This window comes from Maricaulis sp. (genome assembly GCF_039978735.1).
GTDB lineage: Bacteria > Pseudomonadota > Alphaproteobacteria > Caulobacterales > Maricaulaceae > Maricaulis.
The window spans coordinates 18,764-37,900 of the sequence record NZ_JBDWAS010000021.1 but is presented as its reverse complement, the minus strand read 5'-3'; the positions used below and the strand labels follow the sequence as shown (position 1 = coordinate 37,900).

The window sequence follows — 19,137 nt, the reverse complement described above, 5'->3', positions numbered from 1 at the left end:
TTCCGGCCGTTCTCTGTGGTGTCCGTCATGCGTGTCCTGTCTGCTCTGTTCCTCTCCGTCGCCTTGCCCTGCAGCGCCCTGGCCCAGACCGCTGACGGTCTGCAGGCCGATGCAGCAGCCATGCTGGACCTGATCGAGCACAATTATGCCTATCCGGAACGCGTGCCGGAGGGGTGGGCGGATCATCACGCCGGCCTTCGCGATGCGATCGGGCAGATCGAGACCCGGCGCGCGCTGCTCGGCTTTGCCGAGACGGCGCTGCATCGCCTGTGCGATCATCACGCGATCACCGGCCCGTCCTCGCCGGATTCCGCCGCGCTGGTGCCCAGCTTCACCGATCTGTGGGTGGAAGAGGCGGACGGCAATTTCCGCATCACCCAGGTCCGGCGCGGCAGTCCGGCAGCAACAGCCGGACTGTTGCCCGGGGATGACCTTGTCGCAATCGGTGGCGTTTCGACCGGGGATGCCGTGGAGGCTTTCTGGGATGGCGAACCACCTCGGGGCGAGACCTGTGCGGGCTATGCCGCGCGGGTGCTGGCTGCCGGACCGCGACAGGGCGCGCGGCATCTGACGGTGCAGCGCGACGGCCAGGCCATCACGGTCGAGGTCGACGGTCTCTACACCCGTGGGATCGAGCGGCCGGACGGTCCTCTTTCGGTTCAGGACATCGCGCCACAGCTGCGCCATATCGTCTTCAATGACAGTCTGGGCGATGCCGCGACGATTGCAGCGTTCGACGCTGCCGTTTCGGACGCGCCCGTGGGAACGCGCTTCATCATCGATCTGCGCGAGACGCCGTCGGGCGGCAATACCAGCGTGGCGCGGGCCGTCCTGGGGCATTTCACCGACGCCGTGGTGCCGTATCAGCGTCACGCCCTTCCGGTCGAGGCGCGGGAGACCGGTGTGCCGCGGTCCTGGATCGAGGAGGTTTCGCCACGCCAGCCTGTTTTCGCCGGGGAGCGTCGGGCGGTCGTTCTGGTCGGCCGCTGGACCGGCAGCATGGGCGAGGGGATGGCGGTCGGGTTCGATGCGCTGGGTGTCGGCGTGATGGGCTCGCCGATGGCAGGGCTGCTGGGTGCGATCGGCGATTACCGGCTTGAGGAGACGGGCTGGATTTTCAAACTGCCCTTCGAGCGCCTGTCGCATGTCGACGGAACGCCGCGCGAGGCTTTTGAGCCGCCCCTGCGCACCGGGCCCGGTTTTGCCGGCGATGCAAATGACGACCCGGGCCTGGCCGCGGCTGTGGACTGGCTGAACGAAGGCTGACCGGGTGGCTTGACGGATGCGGGCAGGTCGGGAGGGATGCCCGTATGTCCGATCCGCGCTCCATCCTGCAATCCGTCTTCGGCTTCGATGCGTTCCGGCCCGGCCAGGCCGGTATTGTCGATCATATCCTCGAGGGCACGCCCACCCTGTGCGTCATGCCGACCGGAGCGGGCAAGTCGCTGTGCTACCAGGTGCCGGCCCTGTTGCTGGACGGGCCGACCATCGTGGTCTCGCCACTCACCGCGCTGATGGACGATCAGGTGGCCGCGCTGAAGGCAAACGGCGTCGCGGCGGCGGCGATCCATTCCGGCCGCACGCGGGAGGATAATGTCGAGGACTGGCGGCGTTTCCAGGACGGCGAGATCAAGCTGCTCTACCTGTCGCCCGAGCGTCTGATGACCGGACGCATGCTGGCGGCGCTGGAGCCCGTCGCGCCGGCGCTCTTCGTGGTTGACGAGGCGCACTGTATTTCCAAATGGGGCGCCAGTTTCCGGCCGGAATACGAACAGCTCACAGCCCTGCGGACCCGTTTCCCCGGCGCCCGGCTGGCCGCCTTCACCGCGACGGCGGATGCGGCGACGCGGGAGGATATCGCCGCCAAGCTGTTCGGCGGGGGCGGGGAGATCGTGGTGCACGGTTTCGACCGGCCCAACCTCTTCCTGGGTGTCGAACCGAAGGCGAAAGCCAGGGCGCAATTGCTGGACTATCTGAAGGACCGGCGCGACGTGTCCGGAATCGTCTACTGCCTGTCGCGCAAGGATACCGAAGCGATCGCCGAGGTGCTCGTCGCCGAAGGCTATCGCGCCTTGCCCTATCATGCCGGCCTGGACGCAGCCGTGCGGCGCGAGAACCAGGAAATCTTCATGGCCGAGAACGCCGTGGTGATGGTGGCGACGATCGCTTTCGGCATGGGGATCGACAAGCCGGATATCCGCTATGTCGTTCACCTCGCCATGCCGGGCTCGATGGAGGCGTATTATCAGGAAATCGGCCGCGCGGGCCGGGACGGGCGGCCGGCAGAGGCGATGATGTTCTTCGGCCTGTCGGATGCGCGCATGCGGCGGCAATTCATCGATCAGGATGGCGAGGACGACGCCCACAAGCGGCGCGAGCACAAGCGTCTGGATGCGCTCCTGGCCTATTGCGAGGCAACGCGCTGCCGCCGGCTCGCGCTGCTGGCCTATTTCGGCGAGACGGGCGGCAAGCCCTGCGGCAATTGCGATGTCTGTGTCGATCCGCCCAAGCTTGTCGACGGCACGCGCGAGGCGCAGATCCTGATGTCGGCCATCGTGCGGACCGGGCAGCGTTTCGGTGCGGCCCATGTCATCGATGTGGTGCGCGGAGCCGATACCGAAAAGATCCGCGAGCGCGGGCATGACCAGCTGCCGACCTGGGGCGTCGGCGCCGACCGCCCCAAACCCTTCTGGCAGGGCCTGGTGCGGCAATGCCTGGCGGGCGGTTTCCTCGAACTCGACATCGAGGGCTTCGGGGCGCTGAAGCTGACGCCGTCAGGCGATGCGGTGCTGAAAGGGCGCGAGCGTCTGGAAATTCGCGAGATCACCCTCTCGCGGCAGGAAAAGCGGCGTCAGAAGATGTCGGCACTGCCCGATGACGCGGATATCGATGCCGGCCTGCTGGCGGAGCTGAAAGGCCTGCGCAAGACGCTCGCCGCCGAGCGCAATGTGCCGGCCTATGTCGTGTTCGCCGATGCCACCCTCATCGAGATGTGCCGTCTGAAGCCGGCAACGATCGACGATCTCGGTCTGGTCAAGGGTGTGGGACCGAAGAAGCTGGGCGAATACGGCGCGGCCTTTCTCGAGGTGATCGCCGGGCGCAGCTGAGGGTTTAATTGCAGTCAGCCGCTCCCTTTGCGAGGTATGTGCGGGTGACAGTTCCGCCGTTTCATGGCCTCAATCAGGCTTACGCCGAGGAATGGACATGCGCCGGTCTGGACTGCCCTATCTTGCCCTTTTGAGCCTGGTCGCCATTCAGGTGATCTATGCGGGCTACTGGGCTGTGCACGACATCTCGGCCCGGCTGGGCCTGTGGGCGGATACCGATGCGGCGCGGACCTTCGTGTCATCGCTGACCGCCACGCAGGAAGTCCTGTTCTTCTCCCATGTGATCCTGAATGCCGTGGTCCTGGGTCTGGTGTGGAAACGGCGCTGGTGGGCCCTGCCGGCCTTCATCCTGTCCTTCGTGCTCGACCGGGCGGAATGGGTGATCATGGCTGGCAATGTCGTGTTCTCGAACATGGTCGCGGTTGATGCCTGGACGGTGTTTTCCTTCACGCTGCAGGGCATGATCATCGCCCTGCTCGTGGTCCTCGTGTCCGAGGGGCGGTTGCGTTGAACGTGCCTGCAGGAAATTGCGCGTGACGACGGACACGCTGCCTGAAAAAAGATGCGCATATTCTATGCGGTGTCCCGCTTGTTCTCCCCGGCCTTCAGGACACGATCATGCCACCTGTCACAAAGCGTACTCTTTCCGTCGATCTGCCTGACGCACTCGTGCGCCGGGCTGCCCGCCATGTCGGCCCGCACGGGTTCAGCGCCATTCTGGAGCAGGCCCTGCTGATGTGGCTGGAAGAGCGCGACGCGATGCAGCCACAGGCCCAAGCGCACGACGTATCGAACGCCGCCTATGGCCAGACCGGCCCCGCTTCGCGCGGGATCGTCTAGGGCTTTTCGATCGCCGCGGCGATCTTTTCGGCCTGCACCTTCAGCTCGTCCATGTCTGCCTGGCCGCCGCCATGCGCACCCAGGGCCACACCGTCCATGCGCGGAATGATGTGGAAGTGGACGTGAAAGATGGTCTGTCCGGCCGGCGCGCCATTGAACTGGGTGATCACGATCCCGTCCGGCTGGAGAGCAGACTTCACCGCATTGGCGATCCGCTTGACCCGCACGATGGTCGCCTGCAGGGCCCCGTCCGTCATCTCCAGCGCATTGCGCACCGGCTCGCGCGGCACGACGAGCGTATGCCCCGGGGCTTGTGGAAAAATGTCCATGAACGAGATCACATGCTCGTCCTCATAGACTTTCACGCACGGCATCTCGCCCTTCAGGATTTTCGCGAAGATATTGTCCGGATCGTAAGGGCCAGTGAGGCTCATGAAACTCTCCTCGGAATCGCAGCTTGTATCCGCCGGATCGGCGCAGGAGCCGATGATGACGGCTTCAGGCGCGGGTTGAAAGTGGCACGCTGCTGCAAATGTCCGGGCAGGCGCGGTCTTTGTCAGCGCTGACGCCTGAACGGGCTCTCCGCATCCTGCAATGCGATATCCGTCTCCACGGCGTCCCGTTCGCGGACGAGGAAGTCGGCAACGGCATCGCGGAAGCCTTCATTCTCGATATGGTGCGCGGAATAGACCGGGCGGGGCCGGTAGCCGCGCGCCAGCTTGTGTTCGCCCTGGGCCCCGGCCTCCACGCGATCGAGCCCGCGCGCGATCGCGATGTCGATGGCCTGGTGGTAGCACAGTTCGAAATGCAGGAAGGGGTGGTCGTCCAAGCGTCCCCAGTAGCGGCCGTAAAGGGCGTTGGAGCCGACGAGATTCAGCGCGCTGGCGATATAGCGTCCGCCCTTCCTGGCCATCACCAGGATCACCCGGTCGGCCATGCGCCGGTGCAGCAGGTCAAAAAAGGCGCGGTTGAGATAGGGATAGCCCCATTTGCGCGAGCCGGTCTCCTGATAGCAGGCGAAGAAGACATCCCAGTGTTCCGGCCGCAGCGCGTCACCGGAGAGGTGCTCGATCTCGATGCCGGCCTGTGCCTCGCGCCGCTCCTTGCGCAGGGCCTTGCGCTTGCGCGAGGAGAGGTCGGCGAGGAAGGCGTCATAGTCGGCATAGCCGCGATTGGACCAGATATACTGGCGGTCGAGGCGCTGCAGCAGGCCGTAATCCGCCAGCTCCTTCCACTCCTCCCCGCCCGGAAAATTCACATGCCAGCCGGACAGGCCCCATTGCTGCACGGTCTGGATGGCGGCGGACGCCAATGCGCGGCGGATGCCGGCATCGCCGGACAGGAGCCGCCGTCCGGTCACCGGTGAGAAGGGCACCGCGGTCAGCAGTTTCGGGAAATACTGTCCGCCGGCGCGTTCATAGGCGTCAGCCCAGCCATGGTCGAAGACGTATTCGCCCATGGAATGGGTTTTCAGGTAAAGCGGCAAGGCCCCGCGCAGCTGGCCCGAAGCGTCCTCGACAATGAGGTGGCGCGGCAGCCAGCCAGCCTCTTCGCCGACACAGCCGCTGGCCTCGAGCGCTTCAAGGAAGTCCCAGCTGATGAACGGGTCGTATTCTGCGCCCGGCGGATTGGCGACGGCGTCCCAGGCGGCCGGCTCGATCCCGGCCAGTCCGGGGACCGAACGCAGGGTCAGCTCCGGCGTGGACCGGTCGTCATCGGCGGGAGGCGGTGTCACGGCCCGGCAGTCCGTCAGTTCATCCGCTGACGTTCACGGCGGCGCATTTCGCGCAGATCGTCCTCGGTCGGTTGGGAAACGGCCTGGATCTCCGAAGCGCGGAACCAGGAGGGGGTTCCCTGATCGAGGCCTTCCCGGGCGCGCATGGCGAACTGGTAGGCCCGCATCCGGTCGCCGACGGCAAACGCCTGTTCCGCAACGGCCAGCTGGGCGAGGGCAGTGTCGCCATTACGGTCATGCAGGATGGACAGCTGGTACCAGGCGAAGGCGTTGTCCGGCTCGATGTCGAGCGCAACACGCAGGTGCTGGGCCGCCTCTTCGCGATAGTCCGGGTTCTCGGTTGCGATCATGGCAATCGCCAGATTGACCCGCAGCAGCGGGGCGGTCGGTTCAAGCTCTACCGAACGCCGGTGCGGCGCGATGGCCTCTTCGGGATGGCCGCTCTCGAACAGCATCTGGCCGTGAAGCTCGTGGAAATAGGGATTGTCTGGTTCTTCCGCGAGCAGGCTCTCGATCTCCTCGACCGCGCGCTCCAGACGGGCATCATGATAATAGGCGACGGCCCGGGCATAGCGCGCCGGCAGGGAGGTGTCGCTCTCGGGGTAGCGGTAGAAGACATATTCGGGATCTACGAGAAAGCCGTAGATCTTGGCCTGGATGCGGCGCAGTTCCGCGATGTCTTCAGGGGAGTCCGGTTGACCGTGATAAGGCGAGGCGGCCACGCCGCGGCGCAGCGACTGGATCCGGTCCGACGACAGCGGGTGCGAGCGGAAATAGGGGAAGCGCCGGGCCTGGGACATCACTTCCTGGTAGCGGAAGCGTTCGAAGAAGCCGACAAGGCCTTCCGGATTCTCGCCGGCGGCTTCCAGGAACTGAAGCGCGGCCTGGTCGGCGCTGGCTTCCTGGGCGCGGGAATAGGTGAGGTAGGACAGGGCGCCGAATTGCTGGCTCGACGCCATCAGGGCACCGGCAGCGCCGCCTTCACCGGCCAGTGCGGCCAGGACGCCGAGACCGAGGCTGACGAACATGGGCGTTCGTGCGGCGGACATGGCGTCGCCGGAGCGCGCCAGGTGGGCGCCGGTGATGTGGCCGGTTTCGTGGGCGATGACGCCCTTGAGCTGGTTGGGTGTGTCGGCTTGCACGATCATGCCGGTGTGCATGAAGATGTTCTGGCCACCGGTCACGAAGGCGTTGATCTCCGGATCGGCGACCAGATAGAAATCGACATCGTTCACATTGAGGCCGGCGGCCTCGATGATCGGGTCGGCATATCCGCGCATGACATGCTCGATCTCGGTATCGCGGATCAGCGACTGTGCCCAGCCTGCCGATTGGGCGGTCACGGCAAGACTGACAGCTGCGGCGATGGTCTTCAGGACGGACATCCTGCCTCCACTACTCGGCCCCCGCCTTTTCATGTCTGCATGATAGCAGCGCCATCCCCATGCGCTACCCGGTGATTTAGGCGCGCCGGCCCGCTGCGCAAGCTCGCGTGCAAGCCGATGTGCCAAGAAGGCAGCCGGCCCGGCCTCGCTGTGCGCGAGAGAGGCCGGGCCGGTCTGCGATCAGTTGCCGAACAGGCCGGTCCGGTTCCACCAGCCACGGCGCTTGGGCTTGTCGTCAGCCTTGGCGTCGGCCTTGCCGCCCGCATCGGCAGCGGCCGGCTCGGGCTGGGCTTCCGGTTCCGGGCTCGGTTCCGCAGTCGGTTCCGGAGCCGGTTCTTCCGTGGCGGCGTCCTCGGCCGGAGCCTCGGCCTCGGTTGCCGGCGGGGTTTCCGGTTCGGCCTTCTTGCGGCGCGGTGCCCGGCGTTTCGGCTTGGGCTTCTCTTCCGCTACCGGCTCTGCAGCCGGTTCGGCCGGTGTTTCGGCCTGGGCCTCTTCCGTCTGTGCCTCTTCAGTTGGTGCCGCCTCGGCATCGGCCGCCTTCTTGCGCGGGCGGCGCGTCCGGCGCTTGGGCTTCTCGTCCTCGGCAGCCGGAGCTTCGGCGGCTTCCGGCGCCTCGGCCTGGACGGCTTCCGCGGCAGGGGCCACGTCGGCGGCTGCATCGGCCTCATCCGTCTTCTTGCGGCGGGTTCGGCGTTTCGGCTTGGGCTTTTCTTCCGCAGCCGGTTCCTCGGCGGTCTCGGCGTCTGCGACAGGTTCGGCGACGATCTCGGCTTCCTGGGCCGGAGCGTCTTCGATCACTTCGCGGGCTTCGCCCTCGATGACCTCGCCGTCAGCGGTCTGCTCATCGTTTTGCCCTTCGGCATTGCGGCGGCGGCCACGACCGCCACGGCGGCCGCGACGGCGGCGCTTGCGCGGCTGATCGTCACCGTCTTCGGTGCCGTCTTCGTCAGAACCGGTATCGGCAGCCTCGGCCGTATCGCCATCCTCGACCTTGATGACATCCATTGCGCTGGACGTATCCTCGCCGGAACCCGGCTTGCGGCGGCGACGGCGGCGGCGCCGGCGGCTGGAGCCTTCGCGGCTCTCCTCGGCCTCGTCCTCGTCCTCGATTTCCACCGGATCGGGAATATCGATCTCCTCGATCGACTCGACGGAGAGCGGTGCGACGGGCAATTCGTCGCCCGGCTCGCGGCTTTCCAGCGCCTCGATGGTGAATTCCGGCGCCATGATCGTGTCGTCGGCGGCCACGGCGATGCGAATGGCGAAGCGTTGCTCGATCGCCAGCAGGTGATCGCGTTTGTCGTTCAGGATGTAGATGGCGACGTCGGTCGGCAGCGAGATGCGCACGCGCTTGGCCTTGCCGCGCGTGGCCTCGCGCTCCAGGCCGCGCAGGGCGACGAGGGCACTCGATTCCGTCGAGCGCAGATGACCCGAGCCACGGCAGGTCGGACAGGGGACAGTCGAACCTTCCAGCAGGCTGGTCCGCCGTCGCTGGCGCGAGATTTCCATCAGGCCGAATTGCGAGATGCGGCCGACCTGCAGGCGGGCCCGGTCGCGCTTGAGCACGTCCTTCATCTTCTTTTCGACGGCCCGGTTATTCTTGTTCTCATCCATGTCGATGAAATCGATCACGATGAGACCGGCCAGGTCGCGCAGGCGCATCTGGCGGGCCGCCTCGGCAGCGGCTTCCATATTGGTCTTCAGCGCCGTCGCCTCGATATTCCGCTCGCGCGTGGAGCGGCCCGAATTGACGTCGATGGAGACCAGGGCCTCGGTCGGATTGATGACGATATAGCCACCGGACTTGAGCGGCGCGATCGGCGAGTAGATCGCCTCCAGCTGCGCCTCGACCTGGTGCTGCAGGAAGAGCGGCACGGTCTCCTTGTAGTGCTGCACCTTCTTGGCGTGAGAAGGCATCAGCATCCGCATGAAGGCCTTGGCCTCCTTGTAGGCCTCCTCGCCCTCGACCAGCACGCTGTCGATCTCCTTGTCGTAGAGATCGCGGATGGCACGCTTGACCAGATTGCCTTCCTCATAGATCAGCGCCGGCGCGACGGACTTCAGCGTCAGCTCGCGGATATTCTCCCACAGGCGGACGAGATAGTCGGCATCGCGCTTGATCTCGGTCTTGGTGCGGCTGGCACCGGCCGTGCGGATGATCAGGCCGACGCCCTTGGGCAGGTCGAGCTCGTTCACCACGGATTTCAGGCGCTTGCGGTCGGCCGCATTGGAAATCTTGCGGGAAATGCCGCCGCCGCGCGGCGTATTCGGCATCAGCACGCAGTAGCGTCCGGCCAGCGAGAGGTAGGTCGTCAGCGCCGCGCCCTTGTTGCCGCGCTCTTCCTTGGCGACCTGGACCAGCAGGATCTGGCGCCGCTTGATGACTTCCTGGATCTTGTACTTGCGGAACATCTGCCGGCGGCGGCGGGCTGCTTGGGCGTCGTCGACATCGTCCTCGGAATCGTCGCCGATGGTTTCCGGCGCTTCCGGCGCGTCCTCGCCATCCTCGGCCTCGTCGGAAGCCGCGGCGTCCTCGACATGCGGTTCCTCGTCCTCCTCGCGCGCGGCGGAGGCTTCTTCCTCGGCAAGGGCGACACGATCCTCATAGGGGATCTGGTAGTAGTCGGGATGGATTTCGTTGAAGGCCAGGAAGCCGTGGCGATTGCCGCCATACTCGACGAAAGCCGCCTGCAGCGACGGCTCTACGCGCGTGACCTTTGCGAGGTAGATGTTGCCGCGAATGGGCCGGCGGGCTTCCGCCTCGAAATCGAAATCCTCAACTTTGGAACCGTCTACGACAACGACGCGGGTCTCTTCGCGATGACCTGCGTCGATCAGCATTTTCTTGGACATTAAAAGTCTCTCCTGCGCACGCCTGCAGGACGGGCCGTTCCGGTGGAACGGTGGAAATCGTCGGCGGCGGCGGGGGTGTGATGGACGGGGGGCTGCCTGTCGTCGTCGATCTCAAAAACACTGGCGATCGACGTTGCATCAGGCGCTCCTCGCGCATCGGCAGTTACCATGTGCGCCTCCCGGCCTGCTGTGAGGGCGTCGGGCGCGGCGGTCGGGGCTCCGGTCTTCAAGAGATCCGGAACGGCGATAGTGATTCCGGCGGCCCTGGAGGCTTGGCCGGCCTTGCCCGGCGGCCCGATCCGCGAATAAAAAACGCGAGGTCGCCAAGGCGTTGGCAACATGCAACATTCCAGACACGAAGAAAAGTGTTTGTCGCCGTCCCGTACTTGCAGGAAATTTCTTCGGGGGGCATCAACGAAACGTCAAGCTCCGCATCCTAGTCTGGCAAAAAAGCCGTTTGGGAATCACGGTAGCGACGATGGTGTGGAAATGCGAATTCGTTTGTTTGTATCGGCCATTGCGGGCCTTCTGAGCTTCGCGGGCGCAAGCCTTGCGGACCAGGAAATCCGTGATGTGCGCTTTGGCGTCGATGGCGAACGCACCCGCGTCGTGATCGAAACGGCCGAACCTGCCGATTTCCGCGCCTTCACCCTGGACGGGTTTTCCGACCGTCTCGTTGTCGACATGCCCGACATGCGCTGGTCCGTGTCCGGACTGACGACGGGCGAGGGCATGGGGCACGGCCTCGTCGATACCTTCCGCTTTTTCAACAACTCCACGTCCAGCTCGCGCGTCGTGTTCGAACTGGAGCACCCCGCGGTCATCGTCGACCAGTTCGCGCTCGACCCGAGCGATCCCGGCGGCAATCACCGCCTGGTGATCGATGTCGAACGCGTCACCGCGGAAACCTTCGAGTCGTCCTCCGGTTTTTCCCATACCCGGGCCGAAAGCCTCGATTCCCTGATCGCGGAGCGTGTCGAGGCGGTCTATGTGCCGCCGGAGCGCGAGCGCCGCGTGATCGTGGTGGACGCCGGTCATGGCGGCCACGATCCGGGCTCCATCGGCCGGTCGGGCACGCATGAGAGCGATGTCACCCTGGAAGCTGCGCGCGAGTTGCGCCGCCAGCTGGAGGCGACGGGGCGCTACGAGGTCTTTATGACCCGCGAGCGCGATGTCTATCCGTCCTGGGGCGAGCGCGTTGCTGTGATGGCGGATGTCCGCGCGGACCTGTTCATTTCGCTGCACGCGGATTCGTCGGGCAATTCCGGTGTTCGCGGTGCGGCGGTTTACACGCTCAACGACACGGCCGAGAACCGGGCCCGCCAGCGCGCCCGCCAGGATGCCGATCACACGATGCAGATCGATGTGAACAATATCCTCGTCGAGCTGGAGCTGCGCGAGAAGCGCAACCAGTCCTCGGCCTTCGCCGAAGTCCTGCTGCAGAATCTCGGCTCGGCCGGCCCGCTGCTGGCCAATCCGCACCGCCAGGCGAATCTCTTCGTCCTGCTGGACCCGCGTGTGCCGGCCGTCCTGCTGGAAATGGGCTTCCTGACCAATGCGACGGACGAGAGCAATCTCACCTCGGCCAGCGCCCGGCGGACACAGATGTCGGCGGTGGTTCGCGGCATCGACAGCTATTTTGCCCAGCGCGGCGACGATGTGCTGTTCGCCGGCAGTGACACGGTTGCCGCCCGGACGCGGTAACCCCCTATGATCGAGAGCCGCAGGCGGCCATAATGCGGCCGTGGTTTTGGGTATCGTGCCGACGGTCACGATGGGGGGGCTGCATGTCGAGCGGCCAGAGGGCGTAATGAAGATTTTTACTCTGCGTAACCTGATGCGCACCGCTTTGTGGGGCGGCATCGCCGCTGTCGTGCTGGGCGTCATCGGCTTTGTGGCTGCGGCTGTCTATGTGGTGCGCGTCACCGACGACCTGCCGAATCACGAGCAGCTGGCCGAATACCAGCCGCCCATCATGAGCCGGGTGCATGCGGGCGATGGCCTGCTGATCGCCGAGTATGCGCGCGAGCATCGCGTCTTCGTACCGATCGACAATATCCCGCAGAATGTCGTCCACGCCTTCATTTCCGCGGAAGACAAGAATTTCTACGAGCATGGTGGTCTCGACCTGCGCGGCATCATCCGCGCGGCGATCTCGAATATCGGCAATGTGCTCAACGGACGCCGTCTCGAGGGCGCCTCGACCATCACCCAGCAGGTCGCCAAGAACTTCCTCCTGTCCTCGGAGCAGCGCATCGAACGCAAGGTGCGCGAGATGATCCTGTCGCGCCGGATCGAGCGCGCCTTCACCAAGGACCAGATCATCGAGCTCTATCTCAACGAGATCTATCTGGGGAACCGCGCCTATGGCGTGGCGGCCGCGGCGCTGAATTATTTCGGCAAGTCGCTGGACGAGCTCGAGCTGCACGAGATCGCCTACCTGGCGGCGCTGCCCAAGGGGCCGTCGAATTATCACCCCGAACGCAATCGCGAGGCCGCGATCGCGCGCCGCAACTGGGTGATCGAGCGGATGGCCGAGAATGGCTATGTCTCCGAGGAGGCAGCCCGCGAAGCCCAGGCCCAGCCGCTGGAAACCGTCGACCGCCTGTCCGGCGCGACCTACACGGCGGCCGAATATTTCGTCGAGAATGTCCGCCGCGAAGTCTTCTCCATGTATGGCGAGGACGAGCTTTATGATGGCGGTCTGTCGATTCGCACCACGCTGGACACCTCGATGCAGCTGGCTGCGCGGCGTGCCCTGCGTGACGGGTTGGAAGCCTATGACCGCCGCCACGGCTATCGCGGGCCGCTGGCCACGATCGAAGCCGGTGAGGGCTGGGTCGGGCGTCTGTCCGAGGTCGAGATCCCCGGTGATCTCGACGAGGGCTGGATGCCGGCCACGGTGCTGGAAACCACGGCCGACAGGGCGCGGATCGGTTTCCTGAACGGCGAAGAAGGCGAGATCCCGATGTCGGCCCTGGAATGGGCCCGTGAGACTCTGCCGGACGGCCTGCTCGGTGCCGCGGTCAATCGCCCGTCGGATGTGCTGGGCGAGGGCGATGTGATCCTGGTCGCCTCGATTGCCGACCAGGAAGGCTATTCCGAAGGCCAGTACGGGCTGCGCCAGGTGCCGCAGATCAATGGCGGCATTCTGGCCATGGACCCGCACACCGGCCGTGTGCTGGCAATGGTGGGTGGGTATTCCTTCCAGCACAGCCAGTTCAACCGGGCCACCCAGGCGCGCCGCCAACCGGGCTCGTCCTTCAAGCCCTTTGTCTATGCCGCGGCGCTGGACAATGGCTATACGCCGGCCAGCCTGATCCTCGATGCGCCCTTTATCGCAACGGGTGGTCCGGACGAGCGCTTCTACATGCCGTCCAACTATTCGGAACGCTATTACGGCATGTCGACCCTGCGTCTGGGCCTGGAGCTGTCGCGGAACGTGATGACCGTGCGGCTGGCCCAGGAAATGGGCATGGAGCCGATCGCTGAGTACGGCGAACGCTTCGGCATCTATGACGATCTCGAACCCGTCCTCGCCATGGCGCTGGGTGCCGGGGAAACCACGCTCTACCGGCTGGTCTCGGCCTATGCGACGCTGGTCAATGGCGGCCGCCGCGTCGAGCCGACCATCATCGACCGGGTGCAGGACCGCTCCGGGGCCACGATTTTCGCCCACGAAGTCCTGCCCTGCGACACCTGCGACGCGGCTGAATGGTCGCCGGAACTGCACGAGCCGCAATTCCCGGAAACCCGCGAGGAAGTTGTCGACCCCGTGACGGCCTACCAGGTTGTTCACATGCTGGAAGGCGCTGTTGAACGCGGAACGGGCACGGCATTGCGTCCGCTGGGCCGTCCGCTGGGCGGCAAGACCGGCACGACCAATGATTTCCGCGATGCCTGGTTTGTCGGCTTCGGGCCGGACATCGTTGTCGGCGTTTATGTCGGCTTCGACACGCCCTACCAGCTGGGCAATGGCGAAGCGGGTGGCCGTGTTGCCGCGCCGATCGCGCGCGACTTTCTGGCGGCCGCGCTGGAGAATTATCCGGTTGCGCCCTTCCGTGTGCCCGAGGGTGTGCGTCTTGTGCCGATTGACCGCACCAACGGCACCCCCGGTGCACTGGGCCAGTCGGGTGTGATCCTGGAAGCCTTCCGTCCCGGAACGGAACCGTCGCGCACCTCTGAGGATGAGGAAAGCGGGCTCTCCTTTGCCCGTGACAGCGTCAGCGACGACCCGCTCGCTCTCCTGCTGTCCCAGCAGGAGCAGCAAGAAGAGGACGAGGAGCCGGAGGATGAGGAACTGGGCGGTCTGTACTGACCGTCTTGTCTCGCGTGCCGTGCCCCTCTATCCCGGCAGACACACCTGTTTGAATCAGCCAGATCTTTGCCATCATGCGACCTGAAATCCAGAGCCTTTCCGACGAAATCCAGCAGGCAGTCGGCCTGCTGAGGAGGCGTCTTTGACTGGGATACTGCCCAGAAACGCCTCGACGAGCTGAACGCGAAATCCGAAGCGCCGGACTTCTGGAATGAACCCCAGAAGGCCCAGGGGCTGATGCGCGAGCGTAATCGTCTGGAGTCGGCGATTGAGACCGTTGTCGAAGCCGAGCGCGAGCTGTCCGACGCGATCGAGATCATCGAACTTGCCGAAATGGAAGACGATGCGGACATGGTCGAGGAGGCCGTGTCCGGCCTGAAACAGCTGGCCGAACGCATGCGCCGCGCCCAGCTGGAGACGCTGCTCTCCGGCGAAGCCGACGGCAATGATGCCTTCCTCGAGATCCACTCCGGCGCCGGCGGCACGGAGAGCCAGGACTGGACCGCCATGCTGACGCGGATGTATTCGCGTTGGGCGAATGCCCATGGCTACAAGGTTGAGACGATGGAAGAACAGGCCGGTGAAGAAGCCGGGCTGAAGTCCACGACGCTGCTGGTGAAGGGCGAGAATGCCTATGGCTGGCTGAAGACGGAAAGCGGTGTGCACCGGCTGGTGCGGATTTCGCCCTTCGACAGTTCCGCCCGGCGTCACACCAGTTTCTCGTCGGTTGGTGTCTATCCGCAGATCGACGACGCCATTGAGGTCGAGATCGACGAGTCGAAAGTGCGCACCGATACCTATCGCGCTTCCGGGGCCGGCGGCCAGCACGTCAACAAGACGGACAGTGCCGTACGTCTGACCTACGACATGCCCGGCGAGGACAAGCCGATCGTCGTGCAGTGCCAGAACGACCGCTCCCAGCACAAGAACCGCTCCCAGGCCTGGGACATGCTGCGCGCGCGGGTCTATGAAGTCGAGCTGCAACGCCGCGAGGCCGCGGCCCAGGCCGAGGCCGACAGCAAGACCGAGATCGGCTGGGGCCACCAGATCCGTTCCTACGTCCTGCAGCCCTACCAGATGGTCAAGGATCTGCGGACGAATGTGGAAACGTCGAACACGTCCGGCGTGCTGGACGGAGATCTCGACGAGTTCATGGCGGCGGCCCTGGCGGCCCGGGTCGGTGGCGACGACGAGGCCGAGGGCTAGGGCCGGCGAGCGGGGTTGACGATATGGAGACCTGGTACACGGCGTTGCGCCACATCCATATGACGTCCGTCGTGCTGAGCGGGGTTTTCTTCCTGGTTCGCGCGATTGCCGTCAATCTGGCCGGTGCGGGCTGGCCCCGCCTGCGGCCCGTGCGCATGAGCAGCTATGCAATCGACACCGTATTGCTCGCCTCCGCAATTGCGCTGACCGTGGTGACCGGCCAATACCCCTTCGCGGACTCCTGGCTGACGGTGAAGGTCGCACTTCTGGTCGTTTACATCGCCCTGGGCATAATCGCCTTGCGGCCAGCGCGTCCGGCACCCGTGCGCCTGGTCGCGACCGCCGCCGCGGCGACTGTCTTCCTTTTCATCGTCACCGTCGCCCGGACCCATCATCCCATGGGCCTGTTCTCGGGGCTGCCCCTCTAGCCTTCATGGTGTCCGGGCTGCGGGGCGTGCCTTTCAGGCAAGAAAAAAACCGGCGCCTGGGCGGGCGCCGGTTCTATGGTTCTGTATCTGAAGCCGGGCCTTAGAAGCCGGACTTCGATGCCGCAACCGGCGGCTCGAGCGAGTCGAGCGGGTCGGGCTTGCCGGGAGCCGGCGGCTTGCTGTCGGCCTTCGGTGCCTCGACCTTCGGCTTGGCCGACTTCGAAGTGTCGCCGGTCTGCATCGGATCGGAGGCATGGCGGCAGTGGCCGTCGAAATAGGCACCGGCTTCCACGGAGAGCGTCGCGTGGACAATGTCGCCCTCAATGCGCGCGGTCGATGCCAGCTGGACCTGGCGGGCGCGGACGCTGCCGGTCACCTTGCCGCGGATCACGACGGTCTCGGCAGAGACTTCACCCGAGACAGAGGCGTCCTCGCCGATGATCAGGGATCCGGCGCGAACATCGCCATCAACCTGGCCGTCGAGCTGGATTTCGCCATCGGAAACAATCGACCCGGTCAGAACCAGATCGCTGGACAGAATGGACGGAGCTTTCGATTTCATGGCGGTCCTTTTCGGGGGAGGGGCAAACGACGCTCCGCTGTCGGAGGACGAGGTCTCTTTAGCCTTGTTGAACATACTGGCCGGCTCTCAACAAACGTTCCGGATCGATAGCCGATCCGTTGTACCAAATTTCATAATGCAGATGGGTCGCGGTACTGCGTCCCGTGGACCCCATCCCCCCGATGAGTTGTCCGCGGTCAACCGTATCGCCCCGTCGCACTGCGATTTCGTGGAGATGGCCATAACGGGTCACAAAGCCGTAACCATGGTCGATCTCCACGGTGCGACCATAGCCCGAGCGCCAACCCGCGTAAATCACTTCGCCCGGACCGGTCGCAATGATCGGTGCCCGGCGATAGGCGGCGAAGTCGAGACCGTAGTGAGAGGTGGGACGTCCGTTGAACGGATCGATCCGGACCCCGAAATCCGAGGTGCGGCGATAGGTGTCGCCGATCGGCACACCCAGCGGGCCGGAAGTGACAAAGTCCTCGAGTTCTTCCACTTCCAGCAGGCGCGCTGCGATGCGGTTGATGCGCGAGGAAAAAGCGTCATCGAGTTCGAAGTTCGGGTTGGAGCCGGCCGAGAAAAGATCGGTCTCCGAAATCGGATGGAAGGGACCGCCGCGTTCTTCGCCTTCGCGCTGGTCGGCAATCACGTCCTCGATGTCCAGCCCTGTCAGGCGCAGGACAGCGCGCAGATTCTGCAGGCGGGCTTCGGTGGCGTCTTCGGCGCGGGCGAGAACGGCATCCTGTTCGCCCATGAGATAGGAAATCTGGTCTTCCGGCGCGTCGGAGGTGACGGATGCGACGGCAGCCATGGGATCGCGCGCTTCACGCGGTGACGGGTCGGCGGGCGCTGCCGCCATCAGGACCCGGCCATCGTCGAGGGCGGGCGAGGGGGACATTTCCGTCCCGGTCAGCTGCTCGGCAAAGCTGACCAGCTGACGCAGCGTCTCGTGACGCATCTGGAATTCATACGCGGTGCGGTCGAACTCCTCCATGCGCGATTCCATGAAAGAGATGACCGTCGCCTCATTGGCCTGGGCCTCGGCGACCATGCGGTGATAGTAGATCCGGTCGCGCTCGATCTCGGCATCCTTTGCCGCGATGGCGCGCCCGTGGAAGGCGACGGAAACGGTCGAGAAGCACAGCCACCCCGCCAGAGCTGTTGCCCCGAGGAGTGCGCCGATCTGGACGCCGGTGGAGATCGCGAAATAACGGACTTGCCCGTCACTCCGGTGATAGATCTGCCGATCCGGAAACCAGCGCTGAGCCGTTCCCCAAACAGCTTCTTTGACTCGTGATAACATGCGCTACGCCGCTTAGATTTTGCCTGCCCCAAATTCCCTGCGCGAGCATGTGACACAAAAGCCCGCTGGATATCAATACACGCCAATGCAAGAGCTGCGCCGTCTCAGACGAGGGGGCCGTAAAAATTCGCCGGCAGATCGGCACGCTTGCGCGCATCGGTATTGAAGGGAGGTTTGAGGCGCCCGCGGAAATATTTGGTTACCAGGGTCTGAAAATGCGACGCCGGTTCGTGGCCCGATTTCTCGCATAAGTATCTGAACCAGCGGGCGCCTGCGGCGACATGCCCCACTTCTTCTTCATAAATGATCCGAAGAATTCCGGCGCTTTCCCGGTCACCGGCAGACATGAGCCGTTCGATCATGCCGGGTGTCACATCCAGCCCGCGCGCCTCCAGAACCATGGGTGCAACGGCGAGCCGGGCGTCCAGTGCGCCGGCTGTGGTCCGGGCCGAATCCCACAATCCGTCATGAGCGGGCAGGGCGCCGTAGTGGCTGCCCATGGCTTCCAGACGGTCGGCCACCATCTCGAAATGGCGGGCTTCGTCATCGCCGACGCCGATCCAGTCGGTGACGAATTCCGGCCGCCGGGCATCATCCAGCGCCGAATCGAGCGCGAAGCGCACGACCATGTCGAAGGCGAGGTCGATCGCATTGAACTCGATATGGGCGATCGCATGCATCAGGGCGCAGCGGCCGGCGAGCGTGTTGAGCCGGCGGCGCGGCACCTTGCCGGGCGCGACACAGACCGGCTCTGCAGGCCGCGCCGGACGGTCGGGCGCCTCGACCGGTCCGCCAAGCGGCACGGTTCCGCCGGTCCAGGCCCGGGCTGCAGCCCGCGCGGCCGCCGCCTTGGCGCGCGGTTCCGCCGTTTCCAGAACCTGCAGGGCCAGGCGAAGAAGCGTCTCGTCGCACATCAGGCGAGCTTGCGGGCCGCCTCGAGCACGGCGTCGGCATGGCCCTTCACCTTCACCTTGCGCCAGACCCCGGCGATTTTTCCGTCCGGACCGATCAGGAAGGTGGCGCGTTCGATGCCCATGTATTCGCGGCCATAGAGCTTCTTGAGAACCCAGACGCCATAGGCTTCGCAGATCTCGCCGGCCTCGTCGGCGATCAGTGCCACTGAAAGGTCATGCTTGGCCTTGAACTTGTCATGCTTTTGCACGCTATCCTTGGATACCCCGATGACGACCGTGTTGGCAGCCTCGAAGTCGGCTTGTGCACGGGTGAAGTCGATGGCTTCCGTGGTGCAGCCCGGCGTATCGTCTTTCGGGTAGAAATAGAGCACAACGGTCTTGCCGCGCAGATCGGCCAGGTCGATCTCGTTTCCGCCATCGGCGGGCAGTTTGAAAGTCGGAGCAAGGTCGCCGGTTTTGAGTTCGCTCATCATATCCCTC

General features: G+C 64.9%; 16 protein-coding genes. 8 read left to right on the top strand and 8 right to left on the bottom strand.

Annotated features, from left to right (window positions below; genetic code table 11):
- Positions 1-27 precede the first annotated feature (27 nt).
- The 4 genes from ABJO18_RS06350 to ABJO18_RS06335 all read left to right on the top strand — a co-directional run bounded on the left by ABJO18_RS06350 (position 28) and on the right by ABJO18_RS06335 (position 3,947).
- A complete protein-coding gene (locus tag ABJO18_RS06350; protein ID WP_348509010.1) occupies positions 28-1,266 on the top strand; it encodes a PDZ domain-containing protein in 1,239 nt (412 codons plus the stop codon).
- 44 nt (positions 1,267-1,310) lie between these two features.
- Positions 1,311-3,107 carry a DNA helicase RecQ gene (recQ, locus tag ABJO18_RS06345; protein WP_348509011.1) on the top strand — a complete coding sequence of 599 codons (1,797 nt, stop codon included), beginning with the start codon at positions 1,311-1,313 and terminating at the stop codon, positions 3,105-3,107.
- A gap of 97 nt (positions 3,108-3,204) precedes the next feature.
- The gene (locus ABJO18_RS06340) at positions 3,205-3,618 is read left to right on the top strand and encodes a hypothetical protein (protein ID WP_348509012.1); all 414 of its coding nucleotides are present in this window, start codon (positions 3,205-3,207) and stop codon (positions 3,616-3,618) included.
- A gap of 107 nt (positions 3,619-3,725) precedes the next feature.
- Positions 3,726-3,947 carry a hypothetical protein gene (locus ABJO18_RS06335; RefSeq protein WP_348509013.1) on the top strand — a complete coding sequence of 74 codons (222 nt, stop codon included), beginning with the start codon at positions 3,726-3,728 and terminating at the stop codon, positions 3,945-3,947.
- On the opposite strand, the gene ABJO18_RS06330 is transcribed toward ABJO18_RS06335, so the two are convergent.
- From ABJO18_RS06330 to ABJO18_RS06315, 4 genes are all read right to left on the bottom strand, one after another.
- The gene (locus ABJO18_RS06330; protein ID WP_348509014.1) at positions 3,944-4,381 is read right to left on the bottom strand and encodes an HIT family protein; all 438 of its coding nucleotides are present in this window, start codon (positions 4,379-4,381) and stop codon (positions 3,944-3,946) included. The two genes, ABJO18_RS06335 and ABJO18_RS06330, sit on opposite strands and share 4 nt — an antisense overlap.
- Positions 4,382-4,503: 122 nt before the next feature.
- Positions 4,504-5,682 (bottom strand): GNAT family N-acetyltransferase, encoded by a 1,179-nt coding sequence (locus tag ABJO18_RS06325; RefSeq protein WP_348509015.1) that lies wholly within the window; start codon positions 5,680-5,682, stop codon positions 4,504-4,506.
- 14 nt (positions 5,683-5,696) lie between these two features.
- Positions 5,697-7,067 carry a M48 family metalloprotease gene (locus ABJO18_RS06320; protein WP_348509016.1) on the bottom strand — a complete coding sequence of 457 codons (1,371 nt, stop codon included), beginning with the start codon at positions 7,065-7,067 and terminating at the stop codon, positions 5,697-5,699.
- Positions 7,068-7,247: 180 nt separating this feature from the next.
- The gene (locus tag ABJO18_RS06315) at positions 7,248-9,920 is read right to left on the bottom strand and encodes an Rne/Rng family ribonuclease (protein ID WP_348509017.1); all 2,673 of its coding nucleotides are present in this window, start codon (positions 9,918-9,920) and stop codon (positions 7,248-7,250) included.
- A 489-nt stretch (positions 9,921-10,409) separates the two neighbouring features.
- On the opposite strand from ABJO18_RS06315, the gene ABJO18_RS06310 reads away from it, so the two are divergent.
- From ABJO18_RS06310 to ABJO18_RS06295, 4 genes are all read left to right on the top strand, one after another.
- Complete coding sequence (locus ABJO18_RS06310) at positions 10,410-11,624, top strand: N-acetylmuramoyl-L-alanine amidase (protein ID WP_348515798.1); 1,215 nt, start codon at positions 10,410-10,412, stop codon at positions 11,622-11,624.
- A 106-nt stretch (positions 11,625-11,730) separates the two neighbouring features.
- A complete protein-coding gene (locus ABJO18_RS06305) occupies positions 11,731-14,238 on the top strand; it encodes a penicillin-binding protein 1A (protein WP_348509019.1) in 2,508 nt (835 codons plus the stop codon).
- 74 nt (positions 14,239-14,312) lie between these two features.
- Positions 14,313-15,444 (top strand): peptide chain release factor 2 gene (gene prfB / locus ABJO18_RS06300; protein WP_348509020.1). Its coding sequence is split into 2 segments (ribosomal slippage): positions 14,313-14,381 and positions 14,383-15,444, totalling 1,131 coding nucleotides; the frame shifts between segments, so codons are not numbered across the junction.
- Positions 15,445-15,467: 23 nt separating this feature from the next.
- Entirely contained in the window at positions 15,468-15,872 is a 405-nt protein-coding gene (locus ABJO18_RS06295; RefSeq protein WP_348509021.1) for a SirB2 family protein, read from the top strand.
- Between the two features lie 100 nt (positions 15,873-15,972).
- Here ABJO18_RS06295 and ABJO18_RS06290 read toward each other — a convergent pair whose 3' ends face one another.
- The 4 genes from ABJO18_RS06290 to bcp form a co-directional block, all read right to left on the bottom strand.
- The gene (locus ABJO18_RS06290; protein ID WP_348509123.1) at positions 15,973-16,434 is read right to left on the bottom strand and encodes a polymer-forming cytoskeletal protein; all 462 of its coding nucleotides are present in this window, start codon (positions 16,432-16,434) and stop codon (positions 15,973-15,975) included.
- A 58-nt stretch (positions 16,435-16,492) separates the two neighbouring features.
- Complete coding sequence (locus tag ABJO18_RS06285; protein WP_348509122.1) at positions 16,493-17,743, bottom strand: peptidoglycan DD-metalloendopeptidase family protein; 1,251 nt, start codon at positions 17,741-17,743, stop codon at positions 16,493-16,495.
- Positions 17,744-17,847: 104 nt separating this feature from the next.
- Positions 17,848-18,657 (bottom strand): ferritin-like domain-containing protein, encoded by an 810-nt coding sequence (locus ABJO18_RS06280; RefSeq protein WP_348509121.1) that lies wholly within the window; start codon positions 18,655-18,657, stop codon positions 17,848-17,850.
- A complete protein-coding gene (gene bcp, locus ABJO18_RS06275) occupies positions 18,657-19,127 on the bottom strand; it encodes a thioredoxin-dependent thiol peroxidase (protein WP_348509120.1) in 471 nt (156 codons plus the stop codon). Before bcp ends, ABJO18_RS06280 begins: the two co-directional genes overlap by 1 nt.
- Positions 19,128-19,137: the final 10 nt, after the last annotated feature.

Bases quoted from the DNA above. Each gene is read 5' to 3' on its own strand.
- ABJO18_RS06350 (WP_348509010.1), top strand. From the start codon at position 28: ATGCGTGTCCTGTCTGCTCTGTTCCTCTCCGTCGCCTTGCCCTGCAGC.
- recQ (WP_348509011.1), top strand. From the start codon at position 1,311: ATGTCCGATCCGCGCTCCATCCTGCAATCCGTCTTCGGCTTCGATGCG.
- ABJO18_RS06340 (WP_348509012.1), top strand. From the start codon at position 3,205: ATGCGCCGGTCTGGACTGCCCTATCTTGCCCTTTTGAGCCTGGTCGCC.
- ABJO18_RS06335 (WP_348509013.1), top strand. From the start codon at position 3,726: ATGCCACCTGTCACAAAGCGTACTCTTTCCGTCGATCTGCCTGACGCA.
- ABJO18_RS06330 (WP_348509014.1), bottom strand. From the start codon at position 4,381: ATGAGCCTCACTGGCCCTTACGATCCGGACAATATCTTCGCGAAAATC.
- ABJO18_RS06320 (WP_348509016.1), bottom strand. From the start codon at position 7,067: ATGTCCGTCCTGAAGACCATCGCCGCAGCTGTCAGTCTTGCCGTGACC.
- ABJO18_RS06315 (WP_348509017.1), bottom strand. From the start codon at position 9,920: ATGTCCAAGAAAATGCTGATCGACGCAGGTCATCGCGAAGAGACCCGC.
- ABJO18_RS06310 (WP_348515798.1), top strand. From the start codon at position 10,410: ATGCGAATTCGTTTGTTTGTATCGGCCATTGCGGGCCTTCTGAGCTTC.
- ABJO18_RS06305 (WP_348509019.1), top strand. From the start codon at position 11,731: ATGAAGATTTTTACTCTGCGTAACCTGATGCGCACCGCTTTGTGGGGC.
- ABJO18_RS06295 (WP_348509021.1), top strand. From the start codon at position 15,468: ATGGAGACCTGGTACACGGCGTTGCGCCACATCCATATGACGTCCGTC.
- ABJO18_RS06290 (WP_348509123.1), bottom strand. From the start codon at position 16,434: ATGAAATCGAAAGCTCCGTCCATTCTGTCCAGCGATCTGGTTCTGACC.
- ABJO18_RS06285 (WP_348509122.1), bottom strand. From the start codon at position 17,743: ATGTTATCACGAGTCAAAGAAGCTGTTTGGGGAACGGCTCAGCGCTGG.
- ABJO18_RS06280 (WP_348509121.1), bottom strand. From the start codon at position 18,657: ATGTGCGACGAGACGCTTCTTCGCCTGGCCCTGCAGGTTCTGGAAACG.
- bcp (WP_348509120.1), bottom strand. From the start codon at position 19,127: ATGAGCGAACTCAAAACCGGCGACCTTGCTCCGACTTTCAAACTGCCC.